Below are 19,857 nucleotides of genomic sequence, written 5' to 3'. Positions count from 1 at the left end.
TCGGAAAGAGGGCGGCGGGAGACGGGCGGTGATCTGGAAACCTCAGGCGGCCGGGGCGCTGGCAATGGCGGCAAGCCTGGCCCTTCTGGCCGGGGCGGGCGCGCGCTTCGTGCCGGGCGGCAGCGCGGCCGGGCCGCTGGCCCGCATCCTCGACTCGCTCGCCCCCTGGCTTCTGGGCGGCGCGCTGGGCCTGTCGCTCGGGGCGGCGGCCTTGGGCTTGCGCCGTCTCGGCCCGGGCCTGGCCCTCGCCGCGCTGGCTGCGCTGGCCGGGCTCGGGGCGCTGCACCTGCGCCAGAGCCTGCCCGCGCTGCCCGACCGCGCCCCCGATCTGCGCATCCTCTTCTTCAACGCCTATTCGGGCAATCGCATCCCCGCCGAAACCATCATCCGCGCGGTGATCGACACGAACCCCGATATCGTCCTCTTCGCCGAGGCCGAGGCGGTCGCGGCGGGTCTGACGCTGTTGCAGAAGCACTACGGCTTCGTCTCGCCCTGCAGCCCCGGGGCGTGCCAGATCGTGCTGGCGGCGCGCACCCGTCCCAGGCGGTTCTGGGCGATGGCGCTGAACCCGGTCTGGCCCGGCCGCTATGCGGTGGCCGAGATCGAGACCGCCAGCGGCAAACGGGTGTTTCTGGCCGGGCTCCAGCTTCTGAAACCCTGGATGTCGGGCCTGGCCGAAACCGAGCTGGGGCGGCTGACCGCCCAGCTTGGCTGGCTGCCCGACCCGGCGGTCGCCATCGGCGATTTCAACGCCGCGCCCTGGAGCCGGACCCTGTCGCAGATCAGTGCCGAAACCGGCATGGCGACCGCGCGCCTGCCGGTCGCGACCTGGCCCGTGGGCGCCGGCCGGTTCGGAGTGCCCGTCGATCAGGTTCTGGTCGGCGGCGGCGCGCGGCTCGTCCGCCTCAGTCCCTTCGGCGCCGATCTCGGGTCCAACCATCGCGGGCTTATCGCCGAGATCGCCCTGCCCTGAGCGGCTCAGCGTCCAGCGATCACGCCTGCCGCCGCCTCGAGCGCGCCCGCGCCATGGGCGACGCCCAGCGCCTTGAACCCGGCCTCCATCGTGCCGAGCGCACCAAGGATCATATGCGCGTTCACATGGCCCATATGGCCGATCCGGAAAAACCCGTGCCAGGCCGGATCGCCGGGCGCGGCCATGCCAAGACCGATGCCAAGGGTCACGCCCGCGGTCTCGCTCAGCCACTCGCGCAGCGCCGTGCCATGGGGCGGATCGATCCGGACCGAGGTCACGGCATGGCTGCGCAAGGCCGGGTCGGTCATGTTCAGCGCGATCGGCCTGCCCTGCCCCCAGGTCTCGATCGCGGACCAGATCGCGCGGGCCAGTTGGGCATGGCGGTCCCAGGCCGCCTCGAGCCCCTCCTCATGCACCAGCATGTCAAGCGCGGCGCGCAGGCCGTACAGGTGATGGGTCGGCGCGGTGCCGCCGAAATACTGATAGAATTCCTGCGGGTTGGCGCGCGGCGTCCAGTCCCAGTAGGGCGTGGCCAGATCGGCCCGCGCCCGTGCCTCTTCGGCCTTCGGCCCGAGGAAGACGAAGGCCAGGCCCGGCGGCACCATCAGCCCCTTCTGGCAGGCGGCAACCATCACATCGACGCCCCAGGCGTCCATCTCGAACCGGTCGCAGGCCAGCGAGGCGATGCAGTCGGCCATCAGAAGCGCCGGATGCCCGGCGGCATCGAGCGTCGCGCGCACCCCCGCGACGTCGTTCCGGACGCTGGTGGCGGTGTCCACATGGCTGACCAGAACGGCGCGGATCGCATGGTCCTTGTCGGCCCGAAGCCGGTCTTCGACCCGGCCCAGATCGACCGTCGCGCGATTGCCGAAATCGAGGATCTCGACCTCGGCGCCCATCGCCTGTGCCGCCTCGGCCCAGCCATGGCCGAACCGCCCGGTCGCCAGCACCAGCACCCGGTCGCCCCGCGCCAGCACGTTCGCCAGCGACGCCTCCCAGCCGCCATGGCCGTTGGCGATGTAGATCGCGACCTTGTGCCGGGTCCGCGCCACCGCCTTGAGATCGCGCACGACGCTTTCGACAAGATCGACCAGCGGGCCGCCATAGATGTTGGGGGCGGGCTGGTGCATCGCCTGCAGCACCCGGTCGGGAATGACGGACGGGCCGGGAATGGCGAGGTAGGGGCGGCCGTATCTGAGGCTCATGGGGGACTCCGCACTTGACCCAAGTTCTGTTATGCCTCCCCCGGGAACCCGTCAATTGCTTGTCAGGGGCGGGGTTTCGGGCTATCTCGCGGCCTCGTGTTTCCGCGCCAAGGCCCCAGATGTTCGACCTTCTGAAAACCCGTTTCGAGGCGTTCGAACGCCGGATGACCCGGCGCCACGGCACCGACCTGACGGTGCCCGGCGCGCGGCGGGTGGCGCTTTTGCATTTCCACCTGATGGACCATGCCTTCCTGCGGATCCTCTGGACCAATCTCGAACAGATCGCGCCCGGCGTCTGGCGGTCGAACCACCCTTCGGCCGCTCGGCTCCGGCGCTATCGCGAGATGGGCATCCGCACGGTGATCTCGCTGCGCGGGCCGCGTCAGGACTCGCACCGCCTGCTGGAGGAAGAGGCCTGCGCCGCACTGGGGCTGCGGCTTGAAACCGTGACGCTGAAGGCCCGGCGGCTGGTCCCGCGCGAAAACCTGCTGGCGCTGCTGGATCTCTTTGACCGGGCCGAACGGCCGATGGTGATGCATTGCAAGTCGGGCTCGGACCGGGCGGGCTTTGCCTCGGCGCTGTATCTCATCCATGCCGAGGGCGCCCCCGTCGCCAGGGCGCGAACCATGCTGTCCTGGCGCTACCTGCATTCGCGCCGCTCGAAGGCCGGGGTTCTCGACGTGGTGCTCGACCGGTTCGAGGCGGATTGCGCCAAGACCCCGATGACGCTGCGCGACTGGATCGCCACCCGCTACGATCCCGCCGCCATCGAGTCCGCCTTCCGGGCGGAGCGGCGCTAGCATGGCGGGCGGCGCACAGATCTTCGGCTGGCTCTGGCGCGGCTATCTGCGCCGCCATTCGGCCACCATCGGCATCGCACTGGCACTGATGACGGTCGAGGGCGCCTCGCTCGGGCTGCTCAGCTACAGCTTCAAGCCGATGTTCGACCGGATCTTCGTCGCCGGAGAGCGGGGCGCGATCCCGGTCGTCGCGGGCGCGGTACTGGCGATCTTCCTGGCCCGCGCGCTCAGCGGCTTCGGCCAGCGGGTACTGATGGCCCGCGCCGGGCTGGCGATCACCGGCGATCTGCAAAAGGACATGGTCGATCACCTGCTGGACCTCGACGGGTCCTATTTCCAGCGAAACCCGCCGGGCGGGCTGATAGAACGGGTGCGCGGCGATACCACCGCCGCGGCCAATGTCTGGAACACGGTGCTGACGGCGGCGGGCCGGGATCTGGTCTCGCTGATTTCGCTGCTGGCGGTGGCGCTGTCCATCGACTGGGTCTGGACCGCCATCACCATGGCGGGCGTGCCGCTGCTGGTGGTGCCGCTGATGATGCTGCAACGCTGGATCCGGCGCACCGCCCGCAGCGCGCGCGAAGAGGCCGCGCGGATCGCCGGACGACTGGACGAGATGTTCCATGGCATCGTCACGATCAAGCTCAACCGCATGGAACGCCGCGAGAAGGGCCGCTTCGGCGCCACCGTCTCGCGCTTCATCGACGTGCAGCTGCGCGCCCAGGCCGGTCAGGCCGGGATGCCCGCGCTCGTCGATCTGGTGGGCGGGGTCGGCTTTGCCGCCGTTCTGGTCTTCGGCGGGCTGCAGATCATCGACGGCGGCAAGACCGTCGGCGATTTCATGGCATTCTTTACCGCCATCGCGCTGGTCTTCGAACCGCTGCGGCGGCTGGGCAATGTCTCGGGCGCCTGGCAGGCGGCGCTGGCCAGCCTGGAACGTATCCACGCGGTCTTTTCCGAACGCGCCACCATCCTGCCCCCCGCCCGGCCGAAATCCCTGCCCGCCCCGGCCGCGACCTGCGATGTCGTGCTGGAGAACGTGCATCTGTCCTATGGCGAGGCGCCGGTGCTGCGCGGGCTGAGCCTGACCGCAAAGGCAGGCGATACGACCGCGCTGGTCGGGCCTTCGGGCGCGGGCAAGTCGACCGTCTTCAACCTGCTGACCCGTCTGGTCGAGCCGCAATCGGGCCGTGTCACCGTGGGCGGGGTCGAGGTCGCCGATCTGGCGCTGACCGAGCTGCGCGATCTTTTCTCGGTCGTCACCCAGGACGCGCCGATGTTCGACGACAGCCTGCGCGACAATATCTGCCTTGGCCGCGATATCCCCGAGGCGGCTCTGCGCGAGGTGATCGAGGCGGCCCATATCGACGAATTCCTGCCCGGCCTGCCCGCCGGGCTCGACAGCCCGGCCGGGCCGCGCGGCTCGAACCTGTCGGGCGGCCAGCGCCAGCGCGTGGCCATCGCCCGCGCACTTCTGCGCGACGCGCCGATCCTGCTGATGGACGAGGCCACCTCGGCGCTGGACGCGCATTCCGAACGCGCGGTGCAGGAGGCGCTGAGCCATCTGGCCAAGGGCCGTACCACGCTGGTGATCGCCCACCGCCTGGCCACCGTTCGCGACGCGGCCCGGATCGTGGTCATGGAGGCCGGTCAGGTGCGCGAAGAGGGGCGTCACGAGGACTTGCTGGCGCAGGGCGGGCTTTATGCGGGGCTCTACCGCTTGCAATTCGCCGCCGAGTCCTGACACCTTCGGGCCGGAAACGGCATATCGGGAGGCGGACCATGACGGGCGAGCAGGCAGCGGACAGGACGGTTCTGAAGGTCACCGGCGCGGATCGCGCGAAGTTCCTGCAGGGGCTTGTCACGAACGACGTCTCGGCGCTGGAGGGGCGGCTTGTCTATGCCGCGATGCTCAGCCCCCAGGGCAAGTATCTGGCGGATTTCCTGCTGACCGAACGCGACGGGGCGATCCTGCTGGATGTCAGCACGTCGGTCGCCGAGGCGCTGGCGCGGCGCCTGACGATTTACAAGCTGCGCTCGGATGTGCAGATCGCGCCTTCGGGGCTGAACGTGCTGCGCGGGCTTGGCCCCGCCCCCGACGGCGCCCTGCCCGATCCGCGCCACGAGGTGCTTGGCTGGCGCGCCTATTCCGAAACGCCCGGCACGGCGCCCGTCATCGACTGGGACGCGATCCGGGTCGCGCAGTGCATCCCCGAGACCGGGATCGAGTTGATCCCCGACGACAGCTACATCCTCGAGGCCGGATTCGAACGGCTGCATGGCGTCGATTTCCGCAAGGGCTGCTATGTGGGCCAGGAGGTCACCGCGCGGATGAAGCACAAGACCGAACTGCGCAAGGGGCTCGCGACCGTCGGCATCGAGGGCACGGCCCCGCCCGGCACGCCGATCGAGGCGAATGGCAAGGAGGCCGGTACGCTCTTCACCTGCGCGGGCGATCTGGCGATCGCGCATCTGCGCTTCGACCGGGTGGCGCCCCGGATGACGGCGGGAACGGCCACGGTGCTTTGGCCGGATGGCTGACCGCGCGGCGCTCGAGGCGCTGCTGGGCGCCCCCGTCGCCCGGGTCACGCCGCTGCAGGGCGGCGATCTGTCCGAAGTGGTCCGGGTCGCCCTGAGCGACGGCCGCCAGGTTGTCGCCAAGACCGGCCTCCGGGTCGCGACCGAAGCCCGGATGCTGAGGGCCATTGCCGCGGCCGGAGCGCCCGCGCCGCAGGTGATCGCGGTGACCGAGGGTCTGCTGATCCTGGAATACCTGGCCGAAACCCGCGCCATGCCCGACGGCTGGGCGGCACTGGGCGACGGGCTTGCCCGGCTGCATGCGACGGCGGGCGCGGCCTATGGCTGGCCCGAAGACTATGCCTTCGGCCCGGCCGCGATCCCCAACGGCGCCTCAGGCGACTGGCCGGGCTTCTGGGCCGAGCGGCGGCTTCTGGCCTGGCCCGAGGCACTGCCCGCCGACATCGCCCGCCGGGTCGAGGCGCTGGCCCTGCGACTTGGCGATCTGATCCCAAGGCGGCCAGCGGCCTCGCTGCTGCATGGCGATCTGTGGTCTGGCAACGTGCTGTTCACCGCAGACGGCGCCGCGCTGATCGACCCCGCCTGCTATCATGGCGATGCCGAGGTCGATCTGGCGATGCTGGAACTCTTCGGAACGCCGGACCCGGCCTTCCGCGCGCGCTACGGCGCCCCTGCACCGGGCTGGCCCATGCGGCGGGCGGCCTATCAGCTTTGGCCCGCGCTGGTGCATCTGCGGCTGTTCGGCGGCGGCTATCGCAGTCTGGTCGACCGCTGCCTGACCGCGCTTGGCACCTGAGCGCCTGGACCGTCAGGCCCGGGCGGAATATTCCATGGTTTCGGTGTTGACGATGATCTCTTCGCCCGGCCCCACGAAGGGCGGGACCATCACCCGCACCCCGTTTTCCAGCACTGCCGGCTTGAAGCTCTTCGCCGCGGTCTGGCCGTTCACCACCGGCTCTGTCTCGGCGATGCGGCAGGTGACCTTGGGCGGCAGCGTGGCGTTCAGCGCCTCGGCCTCGTAATACTCGACGACCACGGTCATGCCGTCCTGCAGGAACGGACGGCGGTCGCCCAGAAGATCGGCGGGCAGCTCGGTCTGTTCATAGCTGTCGGTATCCATCACCACCAGCATGCCCTCGGCCTCGTAGAGAAACTGCTGGTCCTTGCGCTCCAGCTCGACCCGGTCGACCTTGTCGGCGCTGCGGAAGCGTTCGTTCAGCTTGGTGCCGGTGCGCAGGTTGCGCAGCTCGACCTGGGCGAAGGCGCCGCCCTTGCCGGGCTTGACATGATCGACCTTCACCGCGGCCCACAGCCCGCCGTCATGGTCCAGAATGTAACCGGGACGGATTTCGTTGCCGTTGATCTTGGCCATGCGGGAACTCTTAAGAGAAGGTTGATCGCCATTCGGCGGCACCTATATCTTGTCGGTGTCGAGCTGGCAAGGCGACTAGATCCGGTCTCTTTTGCGCGCGGGCCATGCGCTGAGTGCATGGCAGGTCTGCCAAATGGAGAATACCGAATCGCAGCAAAAGCGTCATATTCGGCCGCACGCCCGAAATGCAAGAGCAAGAATAAAAGGACGACGAGATGGTCGATTTCGTTGATGGCACGGCGTTCAATCACGAACAGGGGCATCGTGCCCGGAAATTGTTCGCTGCTGTGGTGCTCGCCGCGTTGGACGACGCAATCGCGGACGACAAGAAATATGGCAACGGCCCCGAACAGATCGCGCGCTGGGCGCGGTCTCGCGACGGTCGCGAAGTCCTGTCCTGCGCCGGGATCGATCCGAATGAACGGGTCGTTCGCGGTCTCATGGAATTCGTGTCGCGCGGCGTGCGGACCTCTGTTGCCTTGTCGCGCGAAGAAAGCGAACGCCGTCACAGCCAGGAGCAGGCCGAAGCCGCCTGACCCTCCGATGCTGGCTTACACCGAAACGCGCGCCCAAAAGGGCGCGTTTTTCGTTTGTTGGAACCGGTGACAGGCGCCGCCGCCCACGACGCGCGCGGGATTGCGACAGCCTAGTCGAGATCGCGTTCGGCCAAAGCGCGGGCGATTTCGCGGCGCACCATCTTGCGCAGATTGCGGCTGATGCCCTCGCCCAGCGCCCCGCGCAGTTCCTGCCGGACGACCTCGGCGACCAGTGCCCGGACCGCGACCGCATCGGCCAGAGCCCCCTCGGATTGCCCCGCCACGCCCGGCACGGGGCCGCGCCGGGCCCATCCGGCATCAAGCCAGACATCGTCGGTCTCGGGATCTTCCCAATCGGCCTCGGCCCCCGCCATTGCCGCCTCAAGCTCGGCGATGCGGCGTTCCAGCGAAGCCGCCTCGCGCCGGTTGGCCTCGGCGAGATCGGCCACGGCAGCAGCGCGCTTGCGCGCGGCGCCCGGGTCCACATCGGGCGCCGTCTCGCAGGCCAGCGGCCCGCGCAGCAGGACCGGAACCGGGCGTGCCGATCCGGCGGTCTCGGGTTCGGCCCGCACGCGCAGATTGGGGGTCAGCACCAGACGCCCCAGACGGGGGCGCGACGGCTCCTGCGCCATTGCTGTCGGCCGAAGACCGGCGGGATCGACGATGCTGCGCGTTTCGGCCATGGAACGGCTCCGTACCGGAAAGACGGTTAACCTTACGGGGCGAAAGCCTAGACCCTTCGCCCCCCGGACACAACCGGCAGGCGCGTCAGTTGCGGCCGATGCTTTGCAGAACGCGGTCGAGCTTGCCGCCCTGAAGGCTCTTCGGCGGAGCCGAACTGACCGCGTTGTAATAGGCATTCGGATCGTAGGTCGGAATGCCAAGCCCCAGATGCTTGGCGGTCAGCAGGCCCATCGAGGACAGCACGCTGTAGACGGCCGTGTACTGGTCTGCCTCGGCCTGCACCCGTGCGGTGCGGGCGTCGAGCAGATCCTGTTCGGCGTCCAGCACGTCCAGCGTGGTGCGAGCCCCCAGCCGGGCCTCTTCCTTGGTCCCGTCGAAGGCCAGCTGCGCCGCCTCGATCCGCTGGTCGCTGGCGCCAAGCTGGGCCCGCGCCACGGCCAGACCCGACCAGGCATTGCCCACGTCGAGTTCGACCAGCCGCACGGTCTGCAGAAGTCCGGCGCGGTTCGCCTGCACATTGGCCACCGCCTGACGCTCGGCTGCATAAAGCCTGCCACCCGCATAGAGGGTCTGCGACAGCTGGATCTGACCGGTCACGCCTTCGTCGGAATTGTCGTCGCGCTGATAGCCGACCGAGGCGGTCACGCTGGGACCCTGGGCGGCCCTGGCACGCGCGAGGTTCAGCTCGGCCACGGTGACGTTGTGCTGGGCCTGGATGATGTCGGGATGGGTCTGCACGGCCACCGCACGTGCGGCCTCGGGCGAGGTGGGCACGCTGGGCAGGTTCGGGATGCCGCTGAGCGTGTCCGGATAATGGCCCACCGCCAGCTTGTAGGATTCGCGCGCCGTCGCCAGCGCGCCCTGGGCCGCGACCAGGTTCGACCGCGCCTCGGCCAGCGCCGATTGCGCCAGCGACACATCGGTGCGGGTGACTTCGCCGACCTCGAACCGGTCCTCGGTGGCGCGCAGCTCTTCCGAGATCAGCCGCGTGTTGTTTTCGGCAAGGCTGACATTCTGCAGGGCCGCGAACACGTCCATATAGGCCTGAACCGCCGAGAGCAGAACGTCCTGCTCGATCCCGATCAGCGCCGAGCGCGTGGCCAGCACGGTTTCCTTGGTGGCATCGAGCGCCAGCCGGTTCTGCCCGCCGTCGAACACGGTCAGCGTCGCCGTCAGTTCGGCCGAGGCGCTGGTATTCTGCCCCCCGTTGGCCGCCGAGGCCGGGTCGGTATAGGCCCCCGACATCGCGAAGGCGATCACTGGACGCAGCAGCGCCAGCGACTGAGCCACATCCTCGTCCGCCGCGCGCAAGAGCGCCCGGTTCTGGTCAAGCAGATGCGAATTCTTGTAGGCCGCGATCAGGGCGTCGGTCAGGGTCTCGGCCTGGGCCGCCCCGGACGCCCAGAGCGACAGCGTGGCCGACAGAGCCGTGCCGGCGAAATATCGAAGGAAACTGCTCATATCCGTGCCTCGTTTGGCTTTTTGCCTTTGTCAGGCCGCCCTTCTTCGATGCGGCTCTTTTATGTCTCCCACGTGTCAGAACTGGAATTCCGTCGCGCGGGCAAACCCCGGCATCACCGGGGCGCTTGCATTGAACAGAAACCGCCAGCTCAGCGCGCCTTCGACCTTCCAGCCGATGCGCACGACGCCCAGGGCGCCTTCCATGAAGACCGCGACGACGCGGCCGCCCTCCTTCAGCTGATCGGCGATGGCCTGGGGAAGCGTCTCGATGGCCCCTTCGACCACGATCACGTCATAGGGGCCATGCTTGGGCGCGCCCTCGGTCAGCGGGCCGACCTCGATCGCGACATTGTCGACACCCAGCTCGGCCAGGGTCGCCTCGGCCTCGCGGGCCATGGTGCCGTCTTCCTCCAGCGCCACCACGGCATCGGCCATCCGCGCCATCACCGCCGCCGAATAGCCCAGCCCGGCGCCCAGATCGAGCACCAGATCGCCCGGCCCCAGATCGGCCGCCTCAAGCATCTTGGCGAAGGTGCGCGGGTCGAGCAGCACACGGTCATGGGCCAGAGGAAGGTTCTCGCCGATATAGGCGGCCTCGCTCAGGCGGGCGGGCACGAAGGCCTCGCGGGGCACGGCCAGCATCGCCTCGATGATCGGCAGACGGGTGACGTCCGCGGGGCGGACCTGAGTATCGACCATCGCTTCGCGGCGGGCAGCGTAATCGGCCATGCGGCTGAACTCTCCAGTTCGAAATCTTCCAGATCCGGTGATGCCACAGAAGTCTGCGCGCGGCAATGGCCTGACACCCCACGGTCGGGAAGGTATGGCAAGAGGGAAACAGGCCGCAGGGCGCTGTGCCTTGCCAGTCCGGCACCGGGCACGTAACCCTTTGCGCACCGATCCGAACCGCCCCGGTGGCTGTCCCAGTGGCGGCCATCCCAGGCGCCCAACTGACCTCACCGGAGGCCGCGTGCCGCCCCTCGTCCGCCCCGCCCCGTCCGTCGCCCTTCTGGGCTACCGGCTGGTTCTGACCCTCGCGGCCCCGGGGCTTGCCCTGCGGCTGCTGCGCGAGGGCGCCCGGGCGCGCGAGCGGCTCGGGCTGGCGGGACCGCGCGGGGCGCTGGAGCCGCGCGCGCCGACGGTCTGGCTGCATGGCGCCTCGAACGGCGAGCTGGCCTCGGCACGGCCGCTGATCGAGCGGCTGCTGGTGCGCCGGCCCGATCTGATGCTGGTGGTGACCTGCAACACCCTGACCGGGCGCGCGCTGGTCGCGGGCTGGAACCTGCCCCGGGTCGCGGTGCGGCTGGCGCCCTATGACTATGTTTGGACATTGCGGCGTTTCGCGGCGCGCTGGCAGCCGCGCGCGCTGATCCTGATCGAAAGCGAGCTTTGGCCGAACCGGCTGTGCGAGATGGCCCGGCAGGGCCGCCCGGTGCTGGTGGCGGGCGCGCGGCTTTCGGCGCGCAGCGCCGCGCGCTGGGGCCGGTTGCCGGGGCTTGCGCGGCGGCTGACCGGGGCGATCCGCTTTCTGTCGGCGCAGGATGCCGGGTCGCGCGACCGCTTCGCGGCACTTGGCCTGCCCGGCAACCGGATCGGCCCGGTGATCGACCTCAAGGCCTTCGCCCCCGCCCCGGCCCCCGATCCGGACGAGCTGGCCCGGCTTGCGCCGTGTCTGCCCCGCGACAGGACGGTGCTGGCGGCCTCGACCCATGAGGGCGAAGAGGCCCCCGTGCTGGCCGCCTTCGCCGCACGGTACCGCGCCGATCCCGGCGCCCGCCTGATCCTGGCCCCGCGCCATCCGCGCCGCGCGCCCGAGATCGCCGCGTTGATCGCCCGGGCCGGGCTCGACCATGCCACACGCTCGAAAGGCGAAACCCCCGGCCCGGCCCGGCCGGTGCTGCTGGCCGACACGATGGGCGAGATGGCGCTTTGGGTCGCGCTGGCCGGGACCAGCTTCGTCGGCGGATCGCTGGTGCCGAAGGGCGGTCATACCCCCTTCGAGCCCGCGGCCGGGGGCTCGGCGATCCTGCACGGCCCCCATGTCGCGAATTTCGCCGACACCTATGCCAAGCTCGACCGCGCGGGCGCCGCGATCCCCGTCACCGGGGCCGAGGATCTGGCCGCCGCGCTGGCCGCGCTCGACGGCCCCGAACAGAGCCGCCGCGCCGCCCTTGCCCAACGCACGATCGCGGCGCTGAGGGCCGAGGCCCCCGGCCCCGACACGCTGGTCGATGCGCTCGACCGCCTGCTGACCGCCCCCGATGCAAAGGACCCCTGCCATGGCTGACCCGCTCTTTTCGCTCGACGATCTGGAAGAGGCCGCCCGGCTCGTCCATGCGCGGATGCCGCCCACGCCGCAGTACCCCTGGCCGCTGCTGGCCGAGGCGACAGGCGCCGAGGTCTGGGTCAAGCACGAGAACCACACCCCCACCGGCGCCTTCAAGCTGCGCGGCGCGCTCACCTTCATCGACTGGCTGGCCCGCACGCAACCCGACTGCCCCGGCATCGTCACCGCGACCCGCGGCAATCACGGTCAGGGTCAGGCGCTGGCCGCCCGCGCCGCCGACATGACCGCGCGGATCTACGTGCCCGAGGGCAATTCGGTCGAGAAGAACGCCGCGATGCGGGCCTTCGGCGCAGATCTGCGGATCTTCGGCGCCGATTTCGACACTGCCCGCGAAGAAGCCTTCCGCGTCGCCGAAACCGAGGGGCTGGTCCCGGTGCCGCCCTTCCACCGCGAGCTGGTGCGCGGCGTCGCGACCTATGCGCTGGAGCTTTTCACCGCCCAGCCCGACCTGCACACCGTCTATGTGCCGATCGGCTGCGGGTCGGGCATCTGCGGCACCATCGCGGCGCGCGACGCGCTGGGGCTGTCGACCCGGATCGTCGGCGTGGTCTCGGAAAATGCCGATTGCGTATTGCGCTCGATGGCCGCGAGCGATCTGGTCGAGACGCCCACCGCGCACACCTTCGCCGACGGGCTGGCGGTGCGGGTGCCGGTGGCCGAGGCCTTCGCGATCTATTCGGCGGGCGCCGAGCGCATCGTCTCGGTCTCGGACGAAGAGATTGCCGCGGCGATCCGGCTTTACTTCCGGGCGACCCATAACGTGGCCGAGGGCGCGGGTGCGGCCCCTCTGGCCGCGCTGATGCAGGAACGCGAGATGATGGCGGGGCGCCGGGTCGGCGTGATCCTTTGCGGCGGCAATATCGACAGCGCCTGGTTCGCCGAGGTGCTGGGGGGCGGCGTCCCCCAGCCCTGAGCCGTGGCCCGCGCGCTAGAGAAAACTCACCAGCTCGTGCTCGGTCTCGCAGGAGAGGCCGCAGGCGCCGGGCATGTAGATCGTCACGCTGCGTTCGTCGTGATATTCGGCGTCGGGGCGGAAGAAGCACTTGTCATGGGCGTCGAAGAACCCGCCCAGCAGCAGGCCCGCCTTGGGAAAGCAGAGCTGTTCCTGGCAAAGCTGGGCGGGGCCCAGCCGGCTTTCCAGCAGCCGCACGATGGCCTCGGGGTCGGTGTCGAAGATGTTCGTGCCCTGAAACCGCACCCCCGCCACCTTGCGTCCGGCGATGATGCAATTCAGCCCTCCGGGGCCGTATTCGCAAATCGGCACGGCAAGGCCACGATATTCCATCACCCGGCCGCGGCTGCCGCGATAGACATGCCCGGGCCTGCCAAGGCCCGGCTGCGCTTTCACGTCTTCGGGGGTCATCCCAAAGGACAATGACCCGAGCCCGTGCCCGGGGTGAACGGTCCAGAACATGTCTCCTCCCTTTTTACGGTATTATGGCCCAGGAAATGCAAGCTGCGAAGAGAATAACGCATATTGGGCCAATTCTGTGTGAACCGCCCCATTTCGCCCCAGCTCGGACCGATAAAGTCCGAAAGACTCGACAGGAAAGGGCCCGGCCCGAAAGTCCGAACCTGCAATCACGGCCCGTTCCAGCCGCCCCGGATCGCCCTGCCCAGGGCGCAGCGTGGCCAGCGTGACATGCGGGGAAAAACGCCGCCGTTCCGGCGACGCGCCCGCGCGCCGCGCGGCCGTTTCCAGCCGCGCCTGCAAATGGCAAAGCGCCGCGTTTTCGAGCAGACAGGCATGCAGATTTCTGGGCCGCGCCCCGCCGAAGAGCCCCAGCCCCGAAAGCGTAAGATCGAACCGATCGGCCCGGATCGCGGCAAAGGCCAGATGCACGTCCTCAAGAACCGGCTCGGGCAGCTCGCCCAGAAAAACAAGGGTGAGATGCAGGTTTTCCGGCGGCGCCGGGCGCCCCGAAGGCAGCCCGGCCTGAAGCCGCACGAGGCTTTCGCGGATCTCTGGCGGCAAGGCGATGGCGGCAAAGGCGCGGATCATGCGAAGGCTCCGGCAACGACCAGGTCGGCACTCGCGAAAGATGGCCGCCGACGCGCCGCGTTTCAACCCGTGCGTGTTTCCAATCTTGCTTGCGCCTATTACGATTTACCTTTCTGGGTCATGCGTTACAGGTCGAAACGGAATTTCTTCCCGATAACCGACGAAATCATGAACCCGTATTTAAAATCGATCTAAAACGCTCTGCAAAGTCGGCCTGCCGGAAGACCCAATCGGGGACCGGGCGCATCGCTTTCTGCGCCGCACCTCGATTTCTGACGGTTTCATGACAGCCATTGCGGCGGTCGCCCACCGTTTCGATCCTATTCCGGCAAAAGGCTTTCGATCCGCGCGGTCAGCTTGGCCGATTTCGGCGTCGTGAACGCGCCATAGGTCGCGACCGGGCTGCCCTCGCCGTCCAGCAGCACCTTGTTGAAATTCCAGCCGGGGGTGAACCCATGCGCCTCTGCCATCCAGCGGTAGAAGGGATGCGCCTCGGGGCCCTTCACATGGGTGATCTCGGTCATCGGCAGGGTCAGCCCGAAATTGACCTCGCAGAACTCCTTGACCGCGGCCTCGTCGGCCAGTTCCTGGTTGAAGTCGTCGGACGGGACCGCCAGCACCACCAGCCCGCGCGGGCCGTACCGGTCCTGAAGCGCCTGCAACCCGTCATATTGCGGGGTGAAGCCGCATTGCGAGGCGGTGTTGACCACCAGCACCGGCTGGCCATGAAAGGCCGAAAGGTCGATCTCGCCGCCGTCGATCGAGGCGAACCGAAAGCCGTCTGCCGCGCCCGGACCGGCGCACAGGAGAACAGCTGCGACAACCGGAAGTATGGCAGGGCGCATCGGGGATCATCCATGTGCTGTATTCGTGCGAAACTGCACCTATTCCGTCGCGCCCTCGGGTCAAGCGCGGAGTTGCAATCCCGACCCGGGCGCATAAGTATCGCCCTGTCCTGCCAACAGGATTTTCGAATGATCCGCTACGCGCTTACCTGTGCCGACGGGCACCGCTTCGAAAGCTGGTTCCAGTCGGCCTCGGCCTTCGACACGCTGCTGTCCGGCGGCCATGTGACCTGTGCGGTCTGCGGCAATGGCACCGTCTCGAAGGCATTGATGGCGCCGAACGTCGCGACCGACCGGCCCGGGGCCGATCCCGCCCCGCCCGAACGGACGCAATCGGCGCCGACGCTTTCGGCCCCGGCACACCCGGCCGAACAGGCCCTGGCGGATCTGCGCAAACGCATCGAGGAAAAGTCCGACTATGTCGGGCTTCGCTTCGTGCAGGAGGCGCGCGACATGCATGCCGGCCTCAGCCCCGCACGCCCGATCCATGGCGAAGCCCGCGCCGACGAGGCACTGCGGCTGATCGAGGACGGAATCCCGGTCGCGCCCCTGCCCTTCCTGCCCAGCCGCAAGACCAATTGAAGGACCCCGCCATGACCCCTCTGATCACCGGCGCGAACCGGGGCATCGGCCTCGGATTGCTGCAACTCTATGCCGGGCGCGGCCTCGCGCCCATCGGCACCGCCCGGACCGACGCTCCGCCCCGGGTCGAGGGCGCGCGCTGGATGCCGCTCGATGTGACCGACCCCAAGGCGCAGCGCGGGTTGGCCGAAAGCCTGGGCGACGCCGCGCTCGACCTTCTGGTCTGCAACGCGGGCGCCTTTCTCGACCGCAACCAGACGCCGGACGACGGGTATCCGCCCGAGATGTGGGCGCAGATGTTTGCCACCAACGTGACCGGCGTCTTCCTGACCGTGCAGGCGATGCTGCCCCTGCTGAACCGGTCGGACCGGCCGCGGATCGCCATCATCTCGTCGCAGATGGCCTCGGACGAACGTGCGCCCGGCGGGTCCTATATCTATCGCGCCTCGAAGGCGGCCGCGCTCAATCTCGGGCGCAACCTCGCCACCGACCTGAAACCGCGCGGCATCGCCGTCGGCATCTACCATCCCGGATGGGTGCGCACCGACATGGGCGGCGAAGGCGGCGATATCTCGGCCGATCAAGCGGCAGAGGGGCTGGCCGCCCGGTTCGAGGCGCTGAGCCTCGAGACGACCGGCTGTTTCGAGACCTGGGACGGGCGCCCCCATCCCTATTGATCTTGCCCTCCGGCGCGCCTTCCCATAGAGCATCGCGGAACGAAAGCGCAGGGACGAGACGGGCGACGATGCCGGTTCTGGTGATGAAATTCGGGGGCACCTCGGTGGCCGATCTCGCGCGGGTCAGGAATGCCGCCGAGAAGGTCAAGCGCGAGGTCGAGCGGGGCTATGACGTGATCGTCGTGGTCTCGGCCATGTCCGGCAAGACGAACGAGCTGGTGGGCTGGGTCGAACAGACCTCGCCGCTGTTCGACGCACGCGAATACGATGCCGTCGTGAGTTCCGGCGAGAACGTGACCGCCGGGCTGATGGCGCTGACGCTGCAGGAAATGGACGTGCCCGCGCGCAGCTGGCAGGGCTGGCAGGTGCCGCTGAAGACCAGCTCGGCCCATTCGGCGGCGCGAATCGAGGCCATTCCGCGCGCCAATATCGACCAGAAATTCGCCGAGGGCATGAAGGTCGCGGTGGTCGCGGGCTTTCAGGGCATCAGCTCCGAGGGCCGCATCACCACGCTGGGCCGGGGCGGGTCGGACACCACGGCCGTGGCCTTTGCCGCCGCCTTCGACGCGGTGCGCTGCGACATCTATACCGATGTCGACGGGGTCTACACCACCGACCCGCGGATCGAGGACAAGGCGCGCAAGCTCGACCGTATCGCCTTCGAAGAGATGCTGGAACTCGCGAGCCTCGGCGCCAAGGTGCTGCAGACCCGCTCGGTCGAGCTGGCGATGCGCTACAAGGTGAAATTGCGGGTGCTTTCCAGTTTCGAGGACACCGACGAAAACTCGGGCACGCTCGTCTGCGACGAGGAGGATATTGTGGAACAGAACGTGGTTTCCGGCGTCGCCTATTCGCGCGACGAGGCCAAGATGACCCTGATCTCGGTGGCCGACCGCCCCGGCATCGCCGCCGCGATCTTCGGGCCGCTGGCCAAGGCGGGCGTCAATGTCGACATGATCGTGCAGAACATTTCGGAAGAGGGGCGCACCGACATGACCTTCTCCTGTCCGGTCAATCAGGTCGCGCGTGCCCGCGAGGCCATGAACAAGACCAAGGACGCGGGCGAGGTCAATTTCCGCGAGCTGGTTGCCGATACCGACGTGGCCAAGGTTTCGGTCGTGGGCATCGGGATGCGCAGCCATGCGGGCGTCGCCTCGACAATGTTCGATGCGCTCGCCGCCGAAGGAATAAACATCCGGGTCATTACAACTTCCGAGATCAAGATTTCCGTCCTGATCGACCGGAAATATATGGAACTTGCCGTGCAAGCCCTCCATGATGCGTTCGGATTGGAAAACGCAGCCTGACGCGGGGGCAGATGCCCGACCCGACTGAGAGTGCAAGCCGTAGGCTGCTTGTTCGCCTGCGCGAGGCCCTTGCCGAGCCGGCAGCGGGCCAGGAACGGCTCGACCGGATCACGGCGCTGATCGCCGGACAGATGGGCACGCATGTGTGCTCGATCTACCTGTTTCGCGATGCCGACACGCTGGAACTTTGCGCCACCGAGGGGCTTAAGCCCGAGTCGGTGCACCAGACCCGGCTGCGCGTGGGCGAAGGTCTGGTCGGCCGCGTCGCCAAGACCGCCCGCCCGATCAATACCGGCAACGCGCCCCAGGAACGCGGCTTCCGTTACATGCCCGAGACCGGCGAGGAGATCTTCTCGGCCTTCCTCGGCGTGCCGATCCAGCGGCTGGGCGAACGATTGGGCGTGCTGGTGGTGCAGTCGAAGGAAGCCCGGCAATATTCCGACGACGAACTCTATGCGCTGGAAGTCGTGGCCATGGTGCTGGCCGAGATGACCGAGCTTGGCGCCTTCGTCGGCGAGGGCGAGGCGCTGGCGGCGCTGCACCAACGCCCGGTGATGTTCCAGGGCACGGTCGGTCAGGAGGGCGTGGCGGTCGGCCATGTGTGGCTGCACGAGCCGCGCGTCGTCATCACCAACCCCATCGCCGACGATTTCGAGACCGAGATGCGGCGTCTGCACGAGGCCGTGGATCGGCTGCGCGTCACCGTCGACGAAATGCTCAACTCGGCGCCCAGCGGCGACAAGGACCAGTTGCAGGTGCTGGAAGCCTACCGGATGTTCGCCAATTCCCGCGGCTGGAAGCGGCGGATGGAAGAGGACATCGCGCGCGGCCTCTCGGCCGAGGCGGCGGTCGAGAAGGAACAGTCGGCCGCGCGCGCGCGGATGCAGACCGTGCCCGACCCCTATCTGCGCGAGCGTCTGCACGATCTCGACGACCTGTCGAACCGGCTGTTGCGCATTCTCACCGGCCAAGGCGAACATACCGGCGCCGAACGTCCCGCCGATCCGATCCTGATCGCGCGGAACATCGGGCCGGGCGAGCTTCTGGATTACGGCCGGTCGCTGCGCGGCGTGGTGCTGGAGGAAGGCTCCGTCGGCAGCCATGCCGCCGTGGTCGCACGGGCGCTGGCGATCCCGCTGATCGTCAATGCCCAGCGGATCACCACCGAGGCGCTGAACGGCGACCCGATCCTCGTCGATGGCGAACAGGGCATCGTGCATCTGCGGCCCGAGGAAACCGTCGCGACCGCCTTCAACGACAAGATCGCAATGCAGGCGAAGGCACAGCAGCGCTATGCCACGATCCGAAAGGAACCGGCGCTGACGCTGTGCGGCCAGCGGATCGCGCTGCACATGAATGCGGGCCTGATGGCCGACCTGCCCTCGCTGGAAAGCTCGGGCGCCGAGGGCGTGGGCCTGTTCCGCACCGAGTTGCAGTTTCTGGTCCGCTCGAAGGTGCCGAAGCGCAGCGAGGTCGCGGCGCTTTATGCCCGGGTGATGGATGCGGCCGAGGGCAGGCGCGTGGTGTTCCGCACCCTCGATATCGGGTCGGACAAGGTGCTGTCCTACATGAAGCCGCAGGACGAGCCGAACCCCGCGCTTGGCTGGCGCGCGATCCGGGTGGGGCTCGACCGGCCCGGGGTGCTGCGCATGCAGCTGCAGGCGCTGATCCGGGCCGCGAACGGGCGGCCGCTGTCGGTGATGTTCCCTTTCGTGGCCCAGCTCGACGAATTCCGCATCGCGCGCGACCATCTGATGTGCGAGATCGACCGCGAGGGGCGGCTGGGCCGCCCGCTGCCCGAAAAGGTCGAGATCGGCGCGATGCTGGAAACGCCCTCGATGGCGTTCTCGCCCCGGCAATTCTACGAAGAGGCCGACTTCATCTCGATCGGCGGCAACGACCTGAAACAGTTCTTCTTCGCCGCCGACCGCGAGAACGAGCGGGTGCGGCGGCGGTATGATACGCTGAATGTGAGCTTCCTGAGCTTCCTCGAACAGATCGTCAAGCGTTGCGAGGATACCGGCACGCCGCTGTCTTTCTGCGGCGAGGATGCGGGCCGGCCGGTCGAGGCGCTGTGTTTCGCTGCCATCGGGCTGCGGTCGCTGTCGATGCGCCCGGCCTCGATCGGGCCGGTCAAGCATATGCTGAGGCGCAGCAATCTGGCCGAGGCCCGCGCGGTGATCGACACGGCGCGCGCCAGCGGCGCGCAATCGGTCCGCCCCGCGATCATGGACTGGCTGAGACGCCGCGACTGATCCGGACCGCGCCAGACATCGCAGTGCGCCCTGGCCCCGCGCCGACCGGCCCCCGCCGGGGCGGCGGCCATGGACGAAACGCGCGGGTCTGGCGGCCGGGATCGGGCGCCGCGCATGGGACGCATTCACGCAATCGACGGCGGCCGGGTCGGGCTCCGCCCCGGGGTCGAGGGCGGGATCTAGGTCATGTTGACAAATGGCGGACCCAGAGACGGATCGACGTGATGTCAATGAAGCCGAGGAAGCTCTCAGCGGTCTTGTCGTAGCGGGTCG

Annotated in this window: 20 protein-coding genes and 1 pseudogene; 12 read left to right on the top strand and 9 right to left on the bottom strand. The window is 68.6% G+C overall.

Annotated features, from left to right (window positions below):
• The first annotated feature begins 28 nt into the window (after positions 1–28).
• Positions 29–973: an endonuclease/exonuclease/phosphatase family protein gene (locus EV657_RS18270; RefSeq protein ID WP_134079255.1), complete on the top strand. Its 945-nt coding sequence runs from the start codon at positions 29–31 to the stop codon at positions 971–973.
• A 5-nt stretch (positions 974–978) separates the two neighbouring features.
• On the opposite strand, the gene EV657_RS18265 is transcribed toward EV657_RS18270, so the two are convergent.
• Positions 979–2,178, bottom strand: coding sequence for a pyridoxal-phosphate-dependent aminotransferase family protein (locus tag EV657_RS18265; RefSeq protein ID WP_134079253.1), 1,200 nt, complete (start codon positions 2,176–2,178; stop codon positions 979–981).
• A 119-nt stretch (positions 2,179–2,297) separates the two neighbouring features.
• On the opposite strand from EV657_RS18265, the gene EV657_RS18260 reads away from it, so the two are divergent.
• The 4 genes from EV657_RS18260 to EV657_RS18245 are packed head-to-tail and all read left to right on the top strand — an operon-like array spanning position 2,298 to position 6,312.
• On the top strand, positions 2,298–2,978 hold the full coding sequence (locus EV657_RS18260) for a tyrosine-protein phosphatase (RefSeq protein WP_113668400.1): 681 nt from the start codon (positions 2,298–2,300) through the stop codon (positions 2,976–2,978).
• A gap of 1 nt (position 2,979) precedes the next feature.
• Positions 2,980–4,722 carry an ABC transporter ATP-binding protein gene (locus EV657_RS18255; RefSeq protein WP_134079251.1) on the top strand — a complete coding sequence of 581 codons (1,743 nt, stop codon included), beginning with the start codon at positions 2,980–2,982 and terminating at the stop codon, positions 4,720–4,722.
• A gap of 38 nt (positions 4,723–4,760) precedes the next feature.
• Positions 4,761–5,519: a CAF17-like 4Fe-4S cluster assembly/insertion protein YgfZ gene (gene ygfZ / locus EV657_RS18250; RefSeq protein WP_134079249.1), complete on the top strand. Its 759-nt coding sequence runs from the start codon at positions 4,761–4,763 to the stop codon at positions 5,517–5,519.
• On the top strand, positions 5,512–6,312 hold the full coding sequence (locus EV657_RS18245; protein WP_134079247.1) for a fructosamine kinase family protein: 801 nt from the start codon (positions 5,512–5,514) through the stop codon (positions 6,310–6,312). Before ygfZ ends, EV657_RS18245 begins: the two co-directional genes overlap by 8 nt.
• A gap of 12 nt (positions 6,313–6,324) precedes the next feature.
• On the opposite strand, the gene efp is transcribed toward EV657_RS18245, so the two are convergent.
• Positions 6,325–6,888: an elongation factor P gene (gene efp, locus EV657_RS18240; RefSeq protein ID WP_075785095.1), complete on the bottom strand. Its 564-nt coding sequence runs from the start codon at positions 6,886–6,888 to the stop codon at positions 6,325–6,327.
• Between the two features lie 215 nt (positions 6,889–7,103).
• Here efp and EV657_RS18235 point away from each other — a divergent pair, with 215 nt between their 5' ends.
• Entirely contained in the window at positions 7,104–7,424 is a 321-nt protein-coding gene (locus tag EV657_RS18235; RefSeq protein WP_075785094.1) for a DUF6280 family protein, read from the top strand.
• 110 nt (positions 7,425–7,534) lie between these two features.
• Here EV657_RS18235 and EV657_RS18230 read toward each other — a convergent pair whose 3' ends face one another.
• The 3 genes from EV657_RS18230 to EV657_RS18220 all read right to left on the bottom strand — a co-directional run bounded on the left by EV657_RS18230 (position 7,535) and on the right by EV657_RS18220 (position 10,298).
• Positions 7,535–8,107 carry a hypothetical protein gene (locus EV657_RS18230; protein ID WP_134079243.1) on the bottom strand — a complete coding sequence of 191 codons (573 nt, stop codon included), beginning with the start codon at positions 8,105–8,107 and terminating at the stop codon, positions 7,535–7,537.
• Between the two features lie 85 nt (positions 8,108–8,192).
• Complete coding sequence (locus EV657_RS18225) at positions 8,193–9,569, bottom strand: TolC family outer membrane protein (RefSeq protein WP_075785092.1); 1,377 nt, start codon at positions 9,567–9,569, stop codon at positions 8,193–8,195.
• Positions 9,570–9,644: 75 nt separating this feature from the next.
• Positions 9,645–10,298 (bottom strand): protein-L-isoaspartate O-methyltransferase family protein, encoded by a 654-nt coding sequence (locus EV657_RS18220; protein ID WP_075785091.1) that lies wholly within the window; start codon positions 10,296–10,298, stop codon positions 9,645–9,647.
• A gap of 241 nt (positions 10,299–10,539) precedes the next feature.
• On the opposite strand from EV657_RS18220, the gene EV657_RS18215 reads away from it, so the two are divergent.
• A complete protein-coding gene (locus EV657_RS18215) occupies positions 10,540–11,856 on the top strand; it encodes a 3-deoxy-D-manno-octulosonic acid transferase (RefSeq protein ID WP_243627631.1) in 1,317 nt (438 codons plus the stop codon).
• Entirely contained in the window at positions 11,849–12,829 is a 981-nt protein-coding gene (locus EV657_RS18210; RefSeq protein ID WP_134079239.1) for a threonine dehydratase, read from the top strand. The genes EV657_RS18215 and EV657_RS18210 overlap by 8 nt, the downstream gene beginning before the upstream one ends.
• A gap of 15 nt (positions 12,830–12,844) precedes the next feature.
• Here EV657_RS18210 and EV657_RS18205 read toward each other — a convergent pair whose 3' ends face one another.
• From EV657_RS18205 to EV657_RS18195, 3 genes are all read right to left on the bottom strand, one after another.
• Positions 12,845–13,330, bottom strand: coding sequence for a hypothetical protein (locus EV657_RS18205; protein WP_113668392.1), 486 nt, complete (start codon positions 13,328–13,330; stop codon positions 12,845–12,847).
• Positions 13,331–13,351: 21 nt separating this feature from the next.
• Positions 13,352–13,918, bottom strand: a complete 567-nt coding sequence (gene thpR, locus EV657_RS18200; RefSeq protein WP_113668391.1) for an RNA 2',3'-cyclic phosphodiesterase — start codon at positions 13,916–13,918, stop codon at positions 13,352–13,354.
• Between the two features lie 320 nt (positions 13,919–14,238).
• A complete protein-coding gene (locus EV657_RS18195) occupies positions 14,239–14,763 on the bottom strand; it encodes a glutathione peroxidase (protein WP_075785087.1) in 525 nt (174 codons plus the stop codon).
• A 129-nt stretch (positions 14,764–14,892) separates the two neighbouring features.
• Between EV657_RS18195 and EV657_RS18190 the strand changes: the two genes are divergently transcribed.
• The 4 genes from EV657_RS18190 (at position 14,893) to ptsP (ending at position 19,584) form a co-directional block, all read left to right on the top strand.
• Positions 14,893–15,345: a DUF1178 family protein gene (locus EV657_RS18190; RefSeq protein ID WP_113668390.1), complete on the top strand. Its 453-nt coding sequence runs from the start codon at positions 14,893–14,895 to the stop codon at positions 15,343–15,345.
• 11 nt (positions 15,346–15,356) lie between these two features.
• Positions 15,357–16,022 carry an SDR family oxidoreductase gene (locus tag EV657_RS18185; RefSeq protein ID WP_134079238.1) on the top strand — a complete coding sequence of 222 codons (666 nt, stop codon included), beginning with the start codon at positions 15,357–15,359 and terminating at the stop codon, positions 16,020–16,022.
• A gap of 68 nt (positions 16,023–16,090) precedes the next feature.
• Positions 16,091–17,329 carry an aspartate kinase gene (locus EV657_RS18180; RefSeq protein ID WP_134079236.1) on the top strand — a complete coding sequence of 413 codons (1,239 nt, stop codon included), beginning with the start codon at positions 16,091–16,093 and terminating at the stop codon, positions 17,327–17,329.
• An 11-nt stretch (positions 17,330–17,340) separates the two neighbouring features.
• Positions 17,341–19,584 (top strand): phosphoenolpyruvate--protein phosphotransferase, encoded by a 2,244-nt coding sequence (gene ptsP, locus EV657_RS18175; RefSeq protein WP_134079234.1) that lies wholly within the window; start codon positions 17,341–17,343, stop codon positions 19,582–19,584.
• A 184-nt stretch (positions 19,585–19,768) separates the two neighbouring features.
• Here the strand turns inward: ptsP and EV657_RS18170 are convergent.
• Positions 19,769–19,857, bottom strand: a pseudogene (locus EV657_RS18170) (IS5/IS1182 family transposase); the annotation flags it as partial.

The organism is Rhodovulum visakhapatnamense (assembly GCF_004365965.1).
Lineage (GTDB): Bacteria > Pseudomonadota > Alphaproteobacteria > Rhodobacterales > Rhodobacteraceae > Rhodovulum > Rhodovulum visakhapatnamense.
The sequence above is the reverse complement of the archived record's forward strand: the minus strand, read 5'-3'. Positions and strand labels throughout refer to the sequence as shown.

What these genes read in the sequence shown, in the direction of transcription:
- EV657_RS18265 (WP_134079253.1), bottom strand. Translation starts at nt 2,178, where the DNA reads ATGAGCCTCAGATACGGCCGCCCCTACCTCGCCATTCCCGGCCCGTCC.
- EV657_RS18260 (WP_113668400.1), top strand. Translation starts at nt 2,298, where the DNA reads ATGTTCGACCTTCTGAAAACCCGTTTCGAGGCGTTCGAACGCCGGATG.
- EV657_RS18255 (WP_134079251.1), top strand. Translation starts at nt 2,980, where the DNA reads ATGGCGGGCGGCGCACAGATCTTCGGCTGGCTCTGGCGCGGCTATCTG.
- ygfZ (WP_134079249.1), top strand. Translation starts at nt 4,761, where the DNA reads ATGACGGGCGAGCAGGCAGCGGACAGGACGGTTCTGAAGGTCACCGGC.
- EV657_RS18245 (WP_134079247.1), top strand. Translation starts at nt 5,512, where the DNA reads ATGGCTGACCGCGCGGCGCTCGAGGCGCTGCTGGGCGCCCCCGTCGCC.
- efp (WP_075785095.1), bottom strand. Translation starts at nt 6,888, where the DNA reads ATGGCCAAGATCAACGGCAACGAAATCCGTCCCGGTTACATTCTGGAC.
- EV657_RS18235 (WP_075785094.1), top strand. Translation starts at nt 7,104, where the DNA reads ATGGTCGATTTCGTTGATGGCACGGCGTTCAATCACGAACAGGGGCAT.
- EV657_RS18230 (WP_134079243.1), bottom strand. Translation starts at nt 8,107, where the DNA reads ATGGCCGAAACGCGCAGCATCGTCGATCCCGCCGGTCTTCGGCCGACA.
- EV657_RS18225 (WP_075785092.1), bottom strand. Translation starts at nt 9,569, where the DNA reads ATGAGCAGTTTCCTTCGATATTTCGCCGGCACGGCTCTGTCGGCCACG.
- EV657_RS18220 (WP_075785091.1), bottom strand. Translation starts at nt 10,298, where the DNA reads ATGGCCGATTACGCTGCCCGCCGCGAAGCGATGGTCGATACTCAGGTC.
- EV657_RS18210 (WP_134079239.1), top strand. Translation starts at nt 11,849, where the DNA reads ATGGCTGACCCGCTCTTTTCGCTCGACGATCTGGAAGAGGCCGCCCGG.
- EV657_RS18205 (WP_113668392.1), bottom strand. Translation starts at nt 13,330, where the DNA reads ATGTTCTGGACCGTTCACCCCGGGCACGGGCTCGGGTCATTGTCCTTT.
- thpR (WP_113668391.1), bottom strand. Translation starts at nt 13,918, where the DNA reads ATGATCCGCGCCTTTGCCGCCATCGCCTTGCCGCCAGAGATCCGCGAA.
- EV657_RS18195 (WP_075785087.1), bottom strand. Translation starts at nt 14,763, where the DNA reads ATGCGCCCTGCCATACTTCCGGTTGTCGCAGCTGTTCTCCTGTGCGCC.
- EV657_RS18190 (WP_113668390.1), top strand. Translation starts at nt 14,893, where the DNA reads ATGATCCGCTACGCGCTTACCTGTGCCGACGGGCACCGCTTCGAAAGC.
- EV657_RS18185 (WP_134079238.1), top strand. Translation starts at nt 15,357, where the DNA reads ATGACCCCTCTGATCACCGGCGCGAACCGGGGCATCGGCCTCGGATTG.
- EV657_RS18180 (WP_134079236.1), top strand. Translation starts at nt 16,091, where the DNA reads ATGCCGGTTCTGGTGATGAAATTCGGGGGCACCTCGGTGGCCGATCTC.
- ptsP (WP_134079234.1), top strand. Translation starts at nt 17,341, where the DNA reads ATGCCCGACCCGACTGAGAGTGCAAGCCGTAGGCTGCTTGTTCGCCTG.